General features: G+C 34.5%; 23 protein-coding genes. All 23 read left to right on the top strand.

Going from position 1 to position 15,124, the window contains the following annotated elements:
• The first annotated feature begins 20 nt into the window (after nucleotides 1–20).
• Nucleotides 21–1,247, top strand: a complete 1,227-nt coding sequence (locus tag H131_RS21075; RefSeq protein WP_010861161.1) for a phage portal protein — start codon at nucleotides 21–23, stop codon at nucleotides 1,245–1,247.
• Nucleotides 1,237–1,836 carry an HK97 family phage prohead protease gene (locus H131_RS21070; protein ID WP_010861160.1) on the top strand — a complete coding sequence of 200 codons (600 nt, stop codon included), beginning with the start codon at nucleotides 1,237–1,239 and terminating at the stop codon, nucleotides 1,834–1,836. Before H131_RS21075 ends, H131_RS21070 begins: the two co-directional genes overlap by 11 nt.
• 18 nt (nucleotides 1,837–1,854) lie before the next feature.
• Nucleotides 1,855–2,961 (top strand): phage major capsid protein, encoded by a 1,107-nt coding sequence (locus tag H131_RS21065; RefSeq protein WP_010861159.1) that lies wholly within the window; start codon nucleotides 1,855–1,857, stop codon nucleotides 2,959–2,961.
• A 66-nt stretch (nucleotides 2,962–3,027) separates the two neighbouring features.
• Nucleotides 3,028–3,201 (top strand): hypothetical protein, encoded by a 174-nt coding sequence (locus tag H131_RS25095; RefSeq protein WP_196228951.1) that lies wholly within the window; start codon nucleotides 3,028–3,030, stop codon nucleotides 3,199–3,201.
• Nucleotides 3,188–3,478 (top strand): head-tail connector protein, encoded by a 291-nt coding sequence (locus H131_RS21060; protein WP_010861158.1) that lies wholly within the window; start codon nucleotides 3,188–3,190, stop codon nucleotides 3,476–3,478. The genes H131_RS25095 and H131_RS21060 overlap by 14 nt, the downstream gene beginning before the upstream one ends.
• A gap of 12 nt (nucleotides 3,479–3,490) precedes the next feature.
• Nucleotides 3,491–3,820, top strand: coding sequence for a phage head closure protein (locus tag H131_RS21055; protein WP_010861157.1), 330 nt, complete (start codon nucleotides 3,491–3,493; stop codon nucleotides 3,818–3,820).
• Complete coding sequence (locus tag H131_RS21050; RefSeq protein WP_010861156.1) at nucleotides 3,820–4,233, top strand: HK97 gp10 family phage protein; 414 nt, start codon at nucleotides 3,820–3,822, stop codon at nucleotides 4,231–4,233. The genes H131_RS21055 and H131_RS21050 overlap by 1 nt, the downstream gene beginning before the upstream one ends.
• The gene (locus H131_RS21045; RefSeq protein ID WP_010861155.1) at nucleotides 4,230–4,673 is read left to right on the top strand and encodes a phage tail terminator family protein; all 444 of its coding nucleotides are present in this window, start codon (nucleotides 4,230–4,232) and stop codon (nucleotides 4,671–4,673) included. Before H131_RS21050 ends, H131_RS21045 begins: the two co-directional genes overlap by 4 nt.
• A 5-nt stretch (nucleotides 4,674–4,678) precedes the next feature.
• Nucleotides 4,679–5,737 carry a phage tail sheath subtilisin-like domain-containing protein gene (locus tag H131_RS21040; RefSeq protein WP_010861154.1) on the top strand — a complete coding sequence of 353 codons (1,059 nt, stop codon included), beginning with the start codon at nucleotides 4,679–4,681 and terminating at the stop codon, nucleotides 5,735–5,737.
• Between the two features lie 14 nt (nucleotides 5,738–5,751).
• The gene (locus H131_RS21035) at nucleotides 5,752–6,192 is read left to right on the top strand and encodes a phage tail tube protein (RefSeq protein WP_010861153.1); all 441 of its coding nucleotides are present in this window, start codon (nucleotides 5,752–5,754) and stop codon (nucleotides 6,190–6,192) included.
• An 87-nt stretch (nucleotides 6,193–6,279) separates the two neighbouring features.
• Nucleotides 6,280–6,702, top strand: a complete 423-nt coding sequence (locus H131_RS23265) for a phage tail assembly chaperone (RefSeq protein WP_010861152.1) — start codon at nucleotides 6,280–6,282, stop codon at nucleotides 6,700–6,702.
• Between the two features lie 224 nt (nucleotides 6,703–6,926).
• A complete protein-coding gene (locus tag H131_RS23260; RefSeq protein WP_010861151.1) occupies nucleotides 6,927–8,903 on the top strand; it encodes a phage tail tape measure protein in 1,977 nt (658 codons plus the stop codon).
• Nucleotides 8,904–8,920: 17 nt separating this feature from the next.
• Nucleotides 8,921–9,337 (top strand): hypothetical protein, encoded by a 417-nt coding sequence (locus tag H131_RS21020; RefSeq protein WP_010861150.1) that lies wholly within the window; start codon nucleotides 8,921–8,923, stop codon nucleotides 9,335–9,337.
• Nucleotides 9,337–10,275 (top strand): XkdQ/YqbQ family protein, encoded by a 939-nt coding sequence (locus H131_RS21015; RefSeq protein ID WP_010861149.1) that lies wholly within the window; start codon nucleotides 9,337–9,339, stop codon nucleotides 10,273–10,275. The genes H131_RS21020 and H131_RS21015 overlap by 1 nt, the downstream gene beginning before the upstream one ends.
• Nucleotides 10,275–10,697: a DUF2577 domain-containing protein gene (locus H131_RS21010; protein WP_010861148.1), complete on the top strand. Its 423-nt coding sequence runs from the start codon at nucleotides 10,275–10,277 to the stop codon at nucleotides 10,695–10,697. The genes H131_RS21015 and H131_RS21010 overlap by 1 nt, the downstream gene beginning before the upstream one ends.
• Nucleotides 10,697–11,140: a DUF2634 domain-containing protein gene (locus H131_RS21005; protein WP_010861147.1), complete on the top strand. Its 444-nt coding sequence runs from the start codon at nucleotides 10,697–10,699 to the stop codon at nucleotides 11,138–11,140. Before H131_RS21010 ends, H131_RS21005 begins: the two co-directional genes overlap by 1 nt.
• A 1-nt stretch (nucleotide 11,141) precedes the next feature.
• Complete coding sequence (locus H131_RS21000; protein WP_010861146.1) at nucleotides 11,142–12,185, top strand: baseplate J/gp47 family protein; 1,044 nt, start codon at nucleotides 11,142–11,144, stop codon at nucleotides 12,183–12,185.
• The gene (locus H131_RS20995; RefSeq protein ID WP_010861145.1) at nucleotides 12,182–12,733 is read left to right on the top strand and encodes a putative phage tail protein; all 552 of its coding nucleotides are present in this window, start codon (nucleotides 12,182–12,184) and stop codon (nucleotides 12,731–12,733) included. Before H131_RS21000 ends, H131_RS20995 begins: the two co-directional genes overlap by 4 nt.
• A complete protein-coding gene (locus H131_RS20990) occupies nucleotides 12,733–13,047 on the top strand; it encodes a hypothetical protein (RefSeq protein WP_010861144.1) in 315 nt (104 codons plus the stop codon). The genes H131_RS20995 and H131_RS20990 overlap by 1 nt, the downstream gene beginning before the upstream one ends.
• A complete protein-coding gene (locus H131_RS20985) occupies nucleotides 13,048–13,782 on the top strand; it encodes a hypothetical protein (protein WP_010861143.1) in 735 nt (244 codons plus the stop codon).
• Nucleotides 13,783–13,794: 12 nt separating this feature from the next.
• The gene (locus tag H131_RS20980; RefSeq protein WP_010861142.1) at nucleotides 13,795–14,067 is read left to right on the top strand and encodes a hypothetical protein; all 273 of its coding nucleotides are present in this window, start codon (nucleotides 13,795–13,797) and stop codon (nucleotides 14,065–14,067) included.
• Between the two features lie 13 nt (nucleotides 14,068–14,080).
• A complete protein-coding gene (locus H131_RS24770) occupies nucleotides 14,081–14,239 on the top strand; it encodes a hypothetical protein (protein ID WP_155242520.1) in 159 nt (52 codons plus the stop codon).
• A gap of 113 nt (nucleotides 14,240–14,352) precedes the next feature.
• Complete coding sequence (locus tag H131_RS20975) at nucleotides 14,353–15,072, top strand: hypothetical protein (protein WP_010861141.1); 720 nt, start codon at nucleotides 14,353–14,355, stop codon at nucleotides 15,070–15,072.
• Nucleotides 15,073–15,124 lie beyond the last annotated feature (52 nt).

Below are 15,124 nucleotides of genomic sequence, written 5' to 3'. Positions count from 1 at the left end.
GGGAGGTGAAACTATAACACATGGGATTTTTAGATTTATTTAAAACAAAAGAAGTAGTGGAAGAACGCTCACAAACATTGGAAGAAGTATTACTTGAGGCAGGATTGCTTACGAACAATATTAGTAAAACACAAGCATTGAGCATACCATCATTTTCAGCCAACATTGAGCTGATTGCAAGTACGATAGCATCTATTTCAGTGCAACTTTACACTGAAGCAGATGGGAAAGTAACTGAGGTTAATGATTATCGTAATGTACTGCTAAACGATGAAACAGGCGACACATTAAATTCGTATGAGTTTAAAAAGGCTCTAGTAATTGATTATCTGATTGATGGAGAAGGATTTGCTTACATTAACCGAGATCGGAATAAAATTAAGAGTCTACATTATGTTGATAGTGATAGAGTGTCAGTGTTTAAAAATACAGATGCCATTTACAAATCAATTGATATTTTAGTAGACGGCAAGACATATCGAGACTTTGAATTCATAAAAATATTGCGAAATACAAAAGATGGTGCAACAGGTATTGGATTATTAAAGCAAAACAATAAACTATTATCAGTCGCATATAACTCATTGATGTTTGAGGAGTCGCTTCTTAAAAAAGGTGGAAATAAAAAAGGATTCTTGCAGTCTCAAAATAAATTGAGTGAAGAGTCGATGACCGCTTTAAAAGAAGGATGGAATCGTCTGTATCAAAATGATAAAGAGAACGTCATGATTTTAAATGAAGGTTTAACATTCCAAGAATCGTCAGCTACTAGCGTTGAACTGCAATTGAATGAGAACAAAGTAACTAATGCTACTGAAATTAGCAAGATGTGTAATGTTCCTAACAATATTTTGAATGGTACTGCAAGTAAAGATGAGTATAAATTATTTATCAAAATGACTATTCTACCTATTTTAAAAGCATTTGAGACAGTATTTAACAAGGATTTACTACTTCCGAGCGAGAAGAGTGAGTCTTTTTATTTTGCCTTCGATACCGCTGAATTATTGAAAGGTGACACTGAAGACCGTTACAAAGCCTATTCCGAAGCCATTAAAGGTGGATGGATGTCTAAAAATGAGGTTCGCTATCGTGAAGATTTAGCTCCGATTGAAGGGTTAGATGTAGTCACTATGTCACTCGGTGATGTGATTTTTGATATTAACACAGGCAAATATTTCACTCCGAATATGGATTCGACGAATAACATGAAGGATTCGAAAGGTGGTGAAAATGTTGAAAATTGAAATTAGAAATAATGAAGTTAAATTAGATGGTTATGTAAATGTTGTTGAAAGAGAAAGTCGTATACTCCCATCTGTAAGAGGTAAGTTTATCGAGAAGATTAAAGCCAAAACTTTTGAAAAGGCATTAGCTAAGACAGACGATGTGAAGATTTTATTTAATCACAATGAGCAACGTCAACTAGGATCAATCAAAGAAGGTAATCTTGAATTATTTGAAGATTCGATAGGATTACGTGTTATTGCAACGATTACAGATGAAGAAGTTGTACAAAAGGCGGTAAATCAAGAACTGCGTGGATGGTCGTTTGGATTTATCAGTAATAAAGATGATTGGTCAGATGGTAAAAATGGAATTCAATTACGAGTGCTAGAGGATATTGATTTATTAGAGGTATCTATTTTAGACAAGACACCAGCTTACATTGCTACATCAATTGAGGTTAGAGATGAAAATGAAGTAGTCACTGAACAACGTAGCGAAGATTTTAAAGCAGAAATTATTGATTTGACAGTACATAAGCAAGAAGAAATTCGTGAGATTGATTACTCACTATATGAAAAACAATTAGAAATTATAAAACTAAAATAAGAAATGGAGACTTTACACATGAATGAATTATTAGAAAAACGCAACAACTTATTAGACGAAATGGATGCTCTTATTGCATCAGCAAAAACTGAAACACGTGCATTATTAGAAGAAGAATCAACTCGTTTTGATGCGATTAAAGCAGAAATTGCACAAATTGATAAAACATTAAAGGCTGATGAAGAGTCACGCTCATTTGAAAAGAAAGAAGTAGTAAAAGTGAATAAAGAACAAGAAACACGTATGCTAGAAGAACAGGATTTTGTAGCTTTTATTAAAGGTGAAACACGTGCATTTACAACAGGTGATAACGGAGCTATTATTCCAACTCACATTGCTAATCGTATTGTTGAGCAAGTTAAAGAACGTGCTGAATTAGCTAAATTGACTACACAATATTTTGTAGGGGGAGACTTAGCTTTCCCATCTTATGATGAATCAACGTCAACAATTACAGCGGCATACTACGATGATTTAACAGAAGTGACAGAAAGCAATGCTAAATTTACGACAGTTAAATTAGAGTCACACATCGTTGGTGTATTAGCGAAAGTATCTAACTCATTAATTAATCGTACTGATTTTGATGTACTATCTTATGTTATTGGAAAAGTAGCAGATTCAATTGTTGAATTTATTGAAAAAGAATTAATTTCTGGTACGACTAAAGTTAAAGGTTTAGCAACTGCTACACAAGAAGTTACGGCAACATCTGCAACGGCTTTAACTGCTGACGAATTAATTGATGTACAAATGACAGTACCTCAACGCTATCAAGCTAATGCTGTATGGATTATGTCTACAAATACGCTAAAAGCTATCCGTAAATTAAAAGGTGATAACGGTGAGTACCTATTAAATAAAGATATTCGTAGTGGATTTGGCTATGAGGTACTTGGTCGTCCAGTATTAGTATCAGATGAGATGTCAGAGATTGCAACAGGTAATTTAGTTGTAGCATTCGGTGATATGTCGGGTATTTATACTAAATTAGCAAATACTGTACAAGTAAAAGTATTGCAAGAAAAGTATGCAACACAATATGCTACAGGTGTACTTGCTCACGTTGAACTTGATGCTAAAATCGTAGAACAACAAAAAGTAGCAGTACTAAAAATGGCTTAATTACATAGATAAATTTGTTGGGAGTGCTTAGTGCACTCTCATTTATTTTTATCAGGAGGTGACAAGATGCAATTAAGAGCATTAGTAAATTTTAGCGGATTAATCTCAATGCGAAAAGGTGAAATCCGTGAAATTAAAGATAAGGAAATTTATTCAGATTTAATTAAAGCTGGATATGTTGAGCAAATAAAAGAACAAAAGTCATCTCGTAAAAAGGTGATGCAAGATGAAAATCAGTGAGGTAACTGTACAGGATTTAGTTATTTATTTACGAGAGGATAATAATGATGTGTCCACTCTTTCAACTTTTAATATGATGGTCAGTGCCGCCAAATCTTATATCAAGTTTTATACAGGATTAACTGATGAGCAAATGGATGAAAAAGAAGATTTAACTATTGCGTTATTTGTCTTAGTATCGTACATGTACGATACCCGTACTTACACAGTACAAAATGACAAAGTAAATAAAGTGGTATCTTCTATTTTAAATATGCACTCACAGAATTTATTGTAGGGGTGATGTGAGATGAACGCAGGAGATTTAAAACACCGCATTGACATTTATGCCAACGTTGAGTACGAGAATGAGCTAGGAGAGACAAGCCATAGTTTCGAAAAATTGAAAACGATTTGGTCGGCTATTATCCCTCAGACAGGTTCATTACAAAAGCAACAGGCTGATACGATTTTAACAAATGTTACACATAAGATTATCATCCGATACAGCGCTGGAAATGACATTTCAAAAGAAATGAAGATTAAATTTAGGAATCATGAGTTTGAGATTAGATACATCCTCAATCCTTATTTCAATAATGAAACTCTTGAAATTTTTGTACAGGAGGTGCTTGGGTAATGGAAATTAGAGGATTGACCGAATTTCAAAAGGATTTGATGGCAGCATCTATGACTGTACAAAAAGAGATACCTAAAATATTACGCAAAGTCGGAAGTAAAGGACGTACATTAGTTGCTAGACGTGCACGTTCAAAAGTAAAGAAGTTGACAGGTAACTACCATAAGAAATGGAAGCGCGGTAAGGTCTTTAAAGGTGATAATGGCGAGTTTGTAGTTCGTGTAATTAACTCTAGTCCTCACGCACATTTAATTGAGGACGGTCATTTGCAAGTAGTAGATGGTCAAACAGTTGGATTTGTAAGAGGTAAGCACGTATTAAAAGATGGTATGGCAGAGTTTGACGCAAGCGGAATCGCAGAAGAAATGATTAGCGATTGGTTAGATGATTTACTGGAGCAAAATAAATTATGATTAATCTAAAAGATATTAAAGCCTCCATAAATCAAATCCTCAAGTCTAATTTTAAAATCCCTGTTATCGCTCAAGATATTGAGAAAGGTTTTGAACGACCGTCATTTACCGTCTACTTTGACAATGTGAAAATTGAAACCTTATACTCTCAATTTGAGACATCATTAACTGTACGTATTTACTACTTTACCGAGATTGAATCTGTAAATGGTTCATTAGAAATTTTAGATATGCAACAGCAACTACCAATTTTATTCGGTAACAATTTAAAAGTTAAAGATAGAGCCATTCATATTTCTGACGTTGATTCGTCAGTAGTGGATGGTATTTTAATGTGCGAATTTAGTTTATTATTCGAGCAATTTGATGAAATAAACGATTCGAATAAAGATGCATTGTTGATGCAAGAATTAGAAACTAAATTAAACGAAAGCGAGTGATTTTTGTGGGCTTACCGCAAATTGAAATAGAATTTAAAGCTAAAGCAGTATCGGCTGTTAAGCGTAGTGCAATGGGTATTACAGCACTAATTTTACGTGACGCTACAGAAGCGGAAGGAATTGTAACAATTAAATCAATAGAGGATGTTAATGCTAATGAGTGGACAGTTGAAAATGCAGATTTTATTAATAAAACTCTACTTGGAACACCGTCTAAAGTGGTTGTTATCCGTGTTACAGAAGCAGCATTAATTGCCGATACATTAAAGAAATTGAATAGTATCAAATTTAACTATCTAGCAATGCCTGATGCTACTACGGCTGAAGCAAAGGCTATTGTAAGTTGGATTAAATCAAAACGTACAAACGATAAGAAAACTTATAAAGCAGTTGTAGCAAACCAAGATGCAGATTCAGAAGGAATTATAAACTTTACAACAGAGGATATTCTAGTAGGGGGTACAACTTATACTGCTCAACAGTATACAGCTCGAATTGCAGGTATTTTAGCAGGTATTCCGTTTACACGTTCCTCTACATATTATGAGTTAGCTGAAGTTGATTCAATTACAGAATCTGAAACTCCAAACGAGGACATCGACAATGGTCAATTGATTTTAATTAACGATGGTGAAAATATTAAAATTGGCCGTGGTGTAAACAGTTTAACGACACTAACTGTTACTAAGAAGGAAGATTACAAGAAAATCAAAGTATTAGAAGTAATGGATATTATTAAAGACGATATTCGTGACACTTTTGATAAAGAGTACGTCGGTAAAATTATCAACGTTTACGATAATCAAATTTTATTTGTAACAGCAGTTAATGCTTATTTCAAAATTTTAATGACAGACCAAATTCTTGGTCCATCATTCGAAAATATTTCGTTTATTGATGTAGATGCTCAACGTCTAGCATGGGAGAGTATTGGTACAGATACAACAAACTTATCAGATACACAAATTAGAGAAATGTCATTTGGCTCAACTGTATTTTTAGGTGGTCAGATTAAAATTGCTGATGCAATGGAAGACTTGAAGTTTGACATTTTAACAGTATAAGGAGATAGATAGTAATGACTAATAAAGCAAATAGAGTTATTAATGGTACGCATGGAGCAGTATGGGTCAACGGTGAGAAATGGTTGGATTTAACGAGCTTAGAGTTAAAAGTTACTTTAGAATATGAAGACGTTTATTTTGCAGAAGATACAGGTAAATACCGCAAATTTATGGGATGGACAGGCGAAGGTTCAATTGTAACTAAAAAGGTTTACTCTCGTGGTGCAAATCTGTTAGCAAAAGCAGTTAAATCAGGAAAGATGCCTGAAGTAACAATTACTTCAAAATTAGCTGACCCAGATGCATATGGTTCTGAACGTGTTTCAGTAACAAATGTGACGTTCAATGAATTTTTATTAACTAAAATTGAACAACGTACTCTGTTAGAAGAAGAATTAGGATTTGAATTTGGTGATTTCGATATATTAGAAGCAATTAAAGCTTTAGTAGCTTAATCGAATATTACGTAATTATTGGAGGGCGTTGCATAATTGCAATGCCTTCATTTAATTTAAATTAATCAGAAAAGGATGATAAAAAACATGGGTAAAATTGTAACAGTAGAAGATTTAATTAAAAACAAGGTGAAAATTGAGAAGTCAAGCGATAAGGAAATCAACTCAACACTAACTGTACCAAGCGTTGGCGGGAAAATTAAGTTAGCGTTTACTAGAAATGATATTCACGATTTTCACGATGCCACGAAGAATATTGATAAAAATTTACCTAGAGAGCAAGTAGAAGAGTTGTTGGCAGAAATGGGTTACAACTTGGCTTATACAGTGATCTCCGAGCCAAATTTAAAAGACAAAGAATTACAAGAGGCATATGAGTGTAAAGCCCCATTTGAAATTGTAAAGAAGATTTTTAATGAAGCTGAAATCGGGGATATTATTGATTTTGCAATTGATAAGGCTGGATTCAGAAATGGCAAAGTAGTAGAGGTTGAAGACCTAAAAAACTAATCAAGAGTGACGATGAGATTGCATTTCTCGCTCACTTTATAAAAAAAGGGTTTAAGCCAGAGTATTTATATGACTTAGATGTTTATACAAAAACACTATTTGCAACCGTAATGAATGAAGAAATTGAAGAAAAGAATAAGCACATGGAAATACAAGATAAGCTACTTAAAAATAGCGAGGGTGTTACACCAATGTTTCCTGTGCATGTATAGGCGGTGAGATAATTGTCAGGTCGAGTTATATCATCAATATTAACATTGCAAGACAGGAATTTTAGTAGTGGTATGCGTACAGCGAGTGGTCAACTAACTGATTTTGGTCGTGGCGCAAATGTTGTTAGAAATAAAGTAGAAGATTTTAAACGTTCAGCTACTGATGCATTTAAATCAGTAGGAAAAGCATCAATGGCACTAGGGGCGGTTGGTGTTGGTGCTCTCGGTGTATCTGTTGCTAAAACTATAGTAGACATGGATAGCTCCTTTGCTAAACTCCAAGCACAAACTGGAGCGATGGGAGCAGATTTACAAGCGTTAGAAGGTGCGGCTAAAGATGCCTTTTCAAGAGGCTATGGTGAGAGTTTAGATGAAGTGAGCACTGCTGTAGCTCGTGTAAAACAGAACATGACAGGCTTAGATAATGGTGAGATTAGCAAGGTAACATCTAATGCTATGCTATTAGCCAATACGTTTGATAGCGATGTTAATGAGGTTTCACGTGGTGTTAATAACACAATGCAAGCATTCGGTGTATCCGCTGATAAGGCATTCGATTTATTTACAGCAGGTGGTCAACGAGGACTCAATTTTAGTAATGAGATGTTTGATAACGTAGCTGAATACGCTCCACTCTTTGGAAAAATGGGATATAGTGCCGAGGAGTATTTTGGAGTATTAGAACGTGGCTCTCAAGCGGGAGTTTATAATTTGGACTATGTAAATGATGTGATGAAAGAGTTTCAGATTCGTACTAAAGATGGCTCTAAAGCAACTAATGATGCAATGAAGAGTATGAGTAAGAGTACTCAAAATGTATGGAAAGAATATCTAAAAGGTAACGGTACAGTAAAAGATGTTGCATCTACAGTTGTAGGTGAATTGAAGAACATGGATGACCAAGTTGAGGCAAATCAAATTGGTGTTGGCTTATTCGGTACAAAGTGGGAAGATTTGGAATCAGATGCAATGTACGCAATGCTTGGAGCAAGCGATGCGATGAAAAACTTTGAAGGTGCTACTGAATCAGCCTCATCTAAAGTTGAAGGATCAATTAAAAATCGTCTAGTGTCATCTTGGCGAGAATTGCAGGTCGGTATTGCAGATGTAGTAAACGGCGCAGGCGCACAAGAATTTTTAGCTGGTGTTGCACAAAAAGCTGATGAGCTTGTACCGAAAATTAAAGGAGTAGTGGCAAAGGCATTTGAGTTTGGCAATACAGTACGAGATAATTGGGGACCTATTAAAGAGACTCTTATTGGAGTTAGTACAGCAGTAGGCATTGTAGCTGTGGGAATGGGTACTCTGAAAGTTATTTCGACTGTTACGACTATGGTACAAGGTTTTAAAACAGCTATGGGTCTAGCGACAGCCGGACAATGGGCAATGAATACAGCAATGCTTGCAAGTCCCCTCACATGGGTTGTCGTGGGTATAGCTGCTGTAGTTGCAGCAGGTGTCTTACTTTATCGTAATTGGGATAAAGTTCGTGCAGGTTGGGATACAGCGTGGAATGGCATTAAAAGTGCAGCAGGTTCAGGTGTGAATTTCGTCATTGACCAAATCAACGGATTGATTAAAGTAATCAACAAAATCCCAGGTGTTAATATCCCGATTGTCCCTAAAGTTAGTTGGGGAGATGTTAAAACAGGTGTCGATAAAATTAACAAGCAATCATCTGGTGGACGTGTACCACAATATGATGTTGGTTCAAATCGCATAACAAGCGATCATACAGCAATGGTGCACAAAGATGAAATGATTATCCCTGCTAGACAAGCTCAAAAGGTACGTCAAGCAGGTGGGAATATTGATAATATCCATAAATTGATTAATCAACCTAAACAAGTTGATGCACCTACTAATAACCCAATGTCTAATGGTGGTTCAACTTTTGGTGATATTATTATTCATGCAAAAGGAGTTACATCAGCAGAGGTAGTGAATGAAATCGTACCACAGTTAAAATTAGCATTATCCAACATTTAATGAAAGGGTGATAGAAAATGGATATTGTATTTTCAGATGAAAATAGGAATGAAATTCTACATGCTCCTATCATTCCAGTAGAGTTGGAAGTTTCTTTTCCTCATAATAATCAAGTTGTTTCTACCATTAATGGTGGAGATATTAATTTAATTGGTCAAGCTGGTCTAAAATCATTAACATTCTCCTCCTGGTTTCCAATACGTGAATACTCTTTTGTAAAATCTAAAGTGTTAGCCCCTGAAGCAAAAGAGTATTTTGTTAAATGGAAGAGACAACGAAAACCTATTCGAGTTGTTATTACAAGTAAAGGTGGATGGGAAATACATAATGAGCTTTATACAATTGAAGAATTTAATTTTGGATATGATCGCGTTGGAGATATGACCTATACACTTAAATTAACGCAATTTGTACGCAAGCAGGTGAAAAAGTAATGGATTATATTTTATCTGTTGAAGGTTATGAAATAAACCATATTGCATCTAATTTAACATGGTCGAGTAATACTGATACATTAGGTCAAGCATTGACATTTGAAATGTCATCGGATGAAAATAATACATTTCTTCCAAAAGCATTTATAAAAGTAGGAAATAAAGTTACTTTACATCATAAATCTAAAATTATCTTTTTTGGAGTTGTTGAAAGTGAAGAAGCTAATGGTAGAGCACCTAGAAAATATAATTGTTTTGATTTAGCGTTTTATCTTAATAAAAGCACATTAACGATTCAATTTAATAACAAGCCAGCAGATGATTGTATTAAAGAAATCTGTAAGAAGTTTGGTATAAAGACAACCGTAACATCTATACCAACTAAAATTAAAAAGATTTATAAATCTGAAACAGTAAGTGAAATCCTCAAAGATATTTTATCAATCGCTGAAAAGCAAATTGGTAAAAAGTATCGATTTGAAATGAGAGGGGATACACTTACTGTTTTTGCATGGAAAGATATTTATGTTGAAGGAGATATTGAATGGATTAGCAATCCACAGCGTTCACTTTCAATATCTAGTATGAAGAACAGTATTGAAGTCGTTTCAGGTGATGAAAAGAAAATTAAGGTGATTGCTTCAGTGAAAGATAATGAAGCTATTAAAAAATATGGTTTATTACATCATTCAGAGTCGATTGACGATAAAGAAAAATCTAAAGCAAAGCAAGTTGCAAATAATTTATTAAAGGAACTCAATAAGATTCAACAAAGCGGTTCGGTTTCTTTATTAGGTAATTATGAAGCACGAGCAGGGAGATTAATTAAATTAAATGAACCTATTACAGGTTTACAAGGGGATTATTACATAAAAGATGCTAATCATGCTATTTCAAATAGCATTCATCTAATGACATTGGGACTGGAGGTAGTTTAATGGATAAATCGATAATAGAGCTTGCTAGATTTTTTAAAGATTCCGCTAAGAGTGTTCCAACTTTTGAAGGATTTATCGTTGGTAAAGTAATAAGTCCACCACCTGCTATTCAAATATCAATTGATGAAGCAATTATTTTAGACAAGTCGCATTTAGTAATAGCTGCACATGTATTAAATGACTACGAGCGTAAATTTGAAATTGAAGGAGAGTTTCAGTTTACTGCTACTGATTGTGGTTCTACGAGTGCGAATAGTTCTCACTCCCATAGTATAGAGTCACTTAATGTCGATTCTAAATCGTTGAAAGCTAAAGGTAAACTCAAGTGGACAGATACATTAAAGAAAGATGAATTAGTTATTTTAGTACCTGCTGGTAATCAACAAATGTACATCTTAATTGATAAGGCGGCGGAGTTATAATGTTTCCTGATGATATTAGCGATTACATAAAAAACGAAGATTATATAAATGATAATACACTCCCTGCTTTTACAGGTAAAACATTCCTTTATGATTTTAATAAAGGTGATTTTATTTATAAAAATGGAGCACCTGTTGAAGTTGATGGAATAAAAGCAATTCAAATTTGGATCGAAAAAGTAATTCGTACCGAACGATTCAAATTTAATATTTATGATGGTGTCGATTACGGAGTAACAATTGAAGATCTAATTGGTTCTAATTTGCCTAGAGGATTTATTGAATCCGAAATGAAACGTGAATTTACAGAATCATTATTAACAAATCCATACATAGAAGAACTAATAAATTGGTCATTTAAAATTGATGGAAGTGAATGGACTATTAGTTTTACTGTTATTACAACAACAGAAGAAGTGCTTGAAATGGGGGTGGAAATCTAAAATGACAGCAGAAATTATACATCAAAATATGCTCAATAATACGAGTGATAATTTTGATAAAAGTAACGGCTCATGGACATATGACATTGAGAAATCAGTAGCAATTGAGTTGAGTAAGCATGAGACTAAGACGGACAATATCGTTGATAAAATGAACATCGAGAATCTTACAGGTGAGGAATTAACACGCTTTATTTTCCAGCGCACAGGGATTAAACGTAATTTAGCAACATTTGCAAACGGTAAAGTTTTAATTACAGTAACTGCTGCTACATCAATTAATGTAGGTGATTTAGTAGCGGCTGATGATATTTTTTATCAGTTTATAAAAGCTGAAACTTTTAGCACAGCGGGTAAATATTATGTCAATGTACGATGCGTACAAGAAGGTAGTGTTGGTAATGTACCTAGTGGTGCAATCAATTCATTTCCTACTACATTATCCAATATTTCGACTGTAATTAATGAGGTAGCTTTTGACAATGGTTATCCCGAAGAAACAGATTCGTCATTGCGACAACGATATTATGACAAGTTACAACGTCCCGGCAAGGCTGGCAATAAATATCATTATCGTGAATGGGCACAATCGGTATCGGGAGTAGGTAAAGTTAAAGTTTTCCCTCGGTGGAATGGTGCATTGACTGTAAAAGTAGCAGTTTTAGACGTAAATAATGGTCTTGCTACACCGTCATTAATAGATCGTGTGCTTGCCCACATTGAGTCAGAGCGTCCGTTTGGAGCAAATGTAACTGTTGTAACAGGTGAGGAATTAGTTATTAATATTTCATCTACATTCGTTTTAAATAACGGCTACAGATTTGAGCAAGTTAAACCATTCATTAGTGATAGATTAGCATCTTATTTCCGTTCAATTGCATTTGAAGATGGATTAGCTTACATTTCACATGCTCAAATAGGACGAGAACTATTAGATGTTGAAGGAATTGAGGACTATTCAAACTTACTGTTAAATGGCTCAACAGGTAATCTCTCGATTGGAGATACGCAAGTACCAATTGTTGGAGGAGTGATTAATACATGATACTTACTCACAAGAGATTGATTAACCATTTACCTAAATACGAGCGTAGCAATACATTAATCGTTGATATTTTAAAGTCAGTTGCTATTGAGCTGGATAAGCTAGACGTCAAATCTGAAGTGAACTATGCAGAATTATTTATTGATACGGCTATAAAAGCATTATTAATTCATGAGCGTGATTTAGGTATTAGTAAGAGTCTTATATCCAATCAGCAACGTAGAGAGCTTATCATTGCTCATTATCGTGCTACTTTAGAGCAAACAACAGATGAGACGATTAAGAATGTCGCTTCAGCATTCAGTAATGGAGATGTTGAAATTAATGAAACGGATAATGAAGGTGTCTATGAGATTAAATTTATAGGAACTATTGGTATACCCGACAATATGCAAGGTTTAATGAACACATTAGATATTATTATCCCAGCTCATATCGATGTAATTTATACATATTTATTTAACGTATGGGGTGACATCTCTCATAAAACTTGGGGGGGATTGGAAATCTATACGTGGGAAGAACTATCAACTAAGGAAGTGATTTAATGCAACAAACACAAAATTATAAATTAAATAAGCCCGAAATTACTGACTATGCAAAAATAGAGTTATTAAATGACAATGCAGATATTATTGATGCTAAGTTAAAAGACCTAGAAATTAATGGTGACTTAACAGAAATAGTGCAGACAGTAACAACTTTACAGCGAGAGGTTACTGATAATAAATCTGAATTTACTGAACATTTGGTAGATGATATGCCACATAAATACACAAATTCAGATAACGGAAAAACCTACCGATTAGGCTTTGGCGTTGATGCAGGTGGGTTTTATTACATTCAACAGGAGGTTGAGTAGATGGCTGATATTGAAAAAGGTTATTTCCCTGATAAAGCTACACAAATGGAAATTAAACGAGGTGTAGACGATGTTAATGTAAAACAAGAACAACTTAAACAAAGTGTAAATAACATAAGTACTCAAATTAACAATAAAAGTGTTGGCAAAGTATTGAAATCAAAAGTATTTACTTCTAACGGTACTTTCACAGCGCCAGCAGGTGTGACAGAAGTTTACGTTACAGGCGGTGGCGCTGGCGGTTCTGGTGGCGCGTGGGGAAACCTATTAACTACATCAGGAAATGCTGGAGGCGTTACCTCGTTTGGCAACCTCTTGTCTTTGCCAGGCGGTAGCGGAGGGGCAGCAAGACCAGAAGGCGGAATAGGTTCAATCGTATCACTGCCTGGAGGTCCAGGAGGTACAGCAGGTAAGTCAAATACTGAAAATTGTAATGGCGGTAGCAGTGGTTACTACGCTGGAGGGACAGGAATAAACCAGGTATTATCGGACAGTGGCCGAGCTGGCGATGGTGCTTACTGTGCTGGAGGAGGAGGCATTGTAAACGGACATGGCGGCGGTGGCGGCCATTTTGTGATTGACCTAAACCTAGCAGTTACACCAGGCACGCAATATGTCATTACCATTGGGCGCGGTGGTGCAGGAGTTCAAGGTCGTCATTCTTCCCAAACTAGTTCTACGTATACGTCGGGTAAAGGCGGGGACGGCATACTAACGGTAAAATGGTGGGAATAAAGGAGTGATATTATGCGATTTGCACAGATTTTATATGACAAAGCACATTGGGTTTTTGAAGATGAGAAAAAGCCTGATTTTGCACCGAATATTGTTTTGGTTGACATTACAGACAAGCACGAAGTAAAAGAAGGTTGGGATTATGATAAGAAAACAGGTGAATTTACAGCGCCCACTATTCCTGAACCAACACCAATTGAATCACAACCTACTGTTGAAGAAATGCAGGCAAAAACGCTATTAAATACAGAATACTTAGTCGCTCGTAATGAGCTAGGATTATAGGGAGGAAATTAAAATGACAGTTTACCAATTATGTGAGTTTTTAATCGAGCGTAAGCGATATGCGCATGAGGATATGCTTAAAAAGGTCAATGTGTTTTACGCTAACGATCAGTTGGCAGATGAAGAGTATACGCAACTTTTAACATTTATAGATGCACATCAAACGGCATAATCGTTCCATATTGTTCAGTACCGAATTAAACGCAGCATAAACTAGCTTTATTTTTATTTCGTTTTCCATATGTTACCTTAATGTATAATAAGTATTAAGGGGGATGATGGGAAATGGAGTTTATTCAAAAGATTTTCGAACTTACACCGTTAGGTATAGTATTTTTTATTATATATTATCTATTGAAATTATATGATAAGAAGTCTAAAAATCATGATTTAGATTTTGCATTAACACCGTCTTGGCTAGATTTATTAGAACGAATAATATTAAATTTATTAGCTTCTTTTTTTATTAGTTTTATAATTATTGCTGAAATGGTAAGTTATTTTAAAAATTTAGAAGTTGAGAATAACAGTATCGAACTACAGGAATTATTAGTGTCATTTGGCATGATTTTTCTAACAGTAGCTATGTACATAATTATTTTATGGAATTGTACAAAGTCTTTAAATAACTTATTTTGTGGTAAAAAAACATTCTATACCAAACTGAAAGATGAAGTTTGGGAAATTGAAAAAGCACACTCGAAAGACGTCTTATATTTAAAACTTGAAAATAGAAGGTTAATGCATACATATAATGGTGGTATAGAGATATTTTCTGAACAAAATCAAAGTGAAAAGGTTAAAGATTTTTATAAGAAATTAGGTAATATAAAATATTATAGAATTGGTGGTCTTGTATTATTCATCGTAACTATGGTGTGTAATGCTTACTTTTACCTTTTCCAAAAAGAAAGTATCATCGTAGTTCTGATTGTTTCAATTCTGTTATTGGCATTAATATCCAATTTTATTATTGGATTTATTACCTATATAAATGGTGAATAAAAAAATAAAACAAATGTTAAGCATTCTTCTTAATTTTGATCTGACCCAAAAA

This window comes from Lysinibacillus sphaericus OT4b.31, from assembly GCF_000392615.1.
In the GTDB taxonomy this organism is placed as follows: domain Bacteria; phylum Bacillota; class Bacilli; order Bacillales_A; family Planococcaceae; genus Lysinibacillus; species Lysinibacillus sphaericus_B.
Note: the sequence above shows the minus strand (reverse complement) of the source record. Positions and strands in the feature narration are given on the sequence as shown.

Bases quoted from the DNA above. Each gene is read 5' to 3' on its own strand.
- H131_RS21075 (WP_010861161.1), top strand. From the start codon at position 21: ATGGGATTTTTAGATTTATTTAAAACAAAAGAAGTAGTGGAAGAACGC.
- H131_RS21065 (WP_010861159.1), top strand. From the start codon at position 1,855: ATGAATGAATTATTAGAAAAACGCAACAACTTATTAGACGAAATGGAT.
- H131_RS25095 (WP_196228951.1), top strand. From the start codon at position 3,028: ATGCAATTAAGAGCATTAGTAAATTTTAGCGGATTAATCTCAATGCGA.
- H131_RS21060 (WP_010861158.1), top strand. From the start codon at position 3,188: ATGAAAATCAGTGAGGTAACTGTACAGGATTTAGTTATTTATTTACGA.
- H131_RS21055 (WP_010861157.1), top strand. From the start codon at position 3,491: ATGAACGCAGGAGATTTAAAACACCGCATTGACATTTATGCCAACGTT.
- H131_RS21050 (WP_010861156.1), top strand. From the start codon at position 3,820: ATGGAAATTAGAGGATTGACCGAATTTCAAAAGGATTTGATGGCAGCA.
- H131_RS21045 (WP_010861155.1), top strand. From the start codon at position 4,230: ATGATTAATCTAAAAGATATTAAAGCCTCCATAAATCAAATCCTCAAG.
- H131_RS21035 (WP_010861153.1), top strand. From the start codon at position 5,752: ATGACTAATAAAGCAAATAGAGTTATTAATGGTACGCATGGAGCAGTA.
- H131_RS23265 (WP_010861152.1), top strand. From the start codon at position 6,280: ATGGGTAAAATTGTAACAGTAGAAGATTTAATTAAAAACAAGGTGAAA.
- H131_RS21020 (WP_010861150.1), top strand. From the start codon at position 8,921: ATGGATATTGTATTTTCAGATGAAAATAGGAATGAAATTCTACATGCT.
- H131_RS21015 (WP_010861149.1), top strand. From the start codon at position 9,337: ATGGATTATATTTTATCTGTTGAAGGTTATGAAATAAACCATATTGCA.
- H131_RS21010 (WP_010861148.1), top strand. From the start codon at position 10,275: ATGGATAAATCGATAATAGAGCTTGCTAGATTTTTTAAAGATTCCGCT.
- H131_RS21005 (WP_010861147.1), top strand. From the start codon at position 10,697: ATGTTTCCTGATGATATTAGCGATTACATAAAAAACGAAGATTATATA.
- H131_RS21000 (WP_010861146.1), top strand. From the start codon at position 11,142: ATGACAGCAGAAATTATACATCAAAATATGCTCAATAATACGAGTGAT.
- H131_RS20995 (WP_010861145.1), top strand. From the start codon at position 12,182: ATGATACTTACTCACAAGAGATTGATTAACCATTTACCTAAATACGAG.
- H131_RS20990 (WP_010861144.1), top strand. From the start codon at position 12,733: ATGCAACAAACACAAAATTATAAATTAAATAAGCCCGAAATTACTGAC.
- H131_RS20985 (WP_010861143.1), top strand. From the start codon at position 13,048: ATGGCTGATATTGAAAAAGGTTATTTCCCTGATAAAGCTACACAAATG.
- H131_RS20980 (WP_010861142.1), top strand. From the start codon at position 13,795: ATGCGATTTGCACAGATTTTATATGACAAAGCACATTGGGTTTTTGAA.
- H131_RS24770 (WP_155242520.1), top strand. From the start codon at position 14,081: ATGACAGTTTACCAATTATGTGAGTTTTTAATCGAGCGTAAGCGATAT.
- H131_RS20975 (WP_010861141.1), top strand. From the start codon at position 14,353: ATGGAGTTTATTCAAAAGATTTTCGAACTTACACCGTTAGGTATAGTA.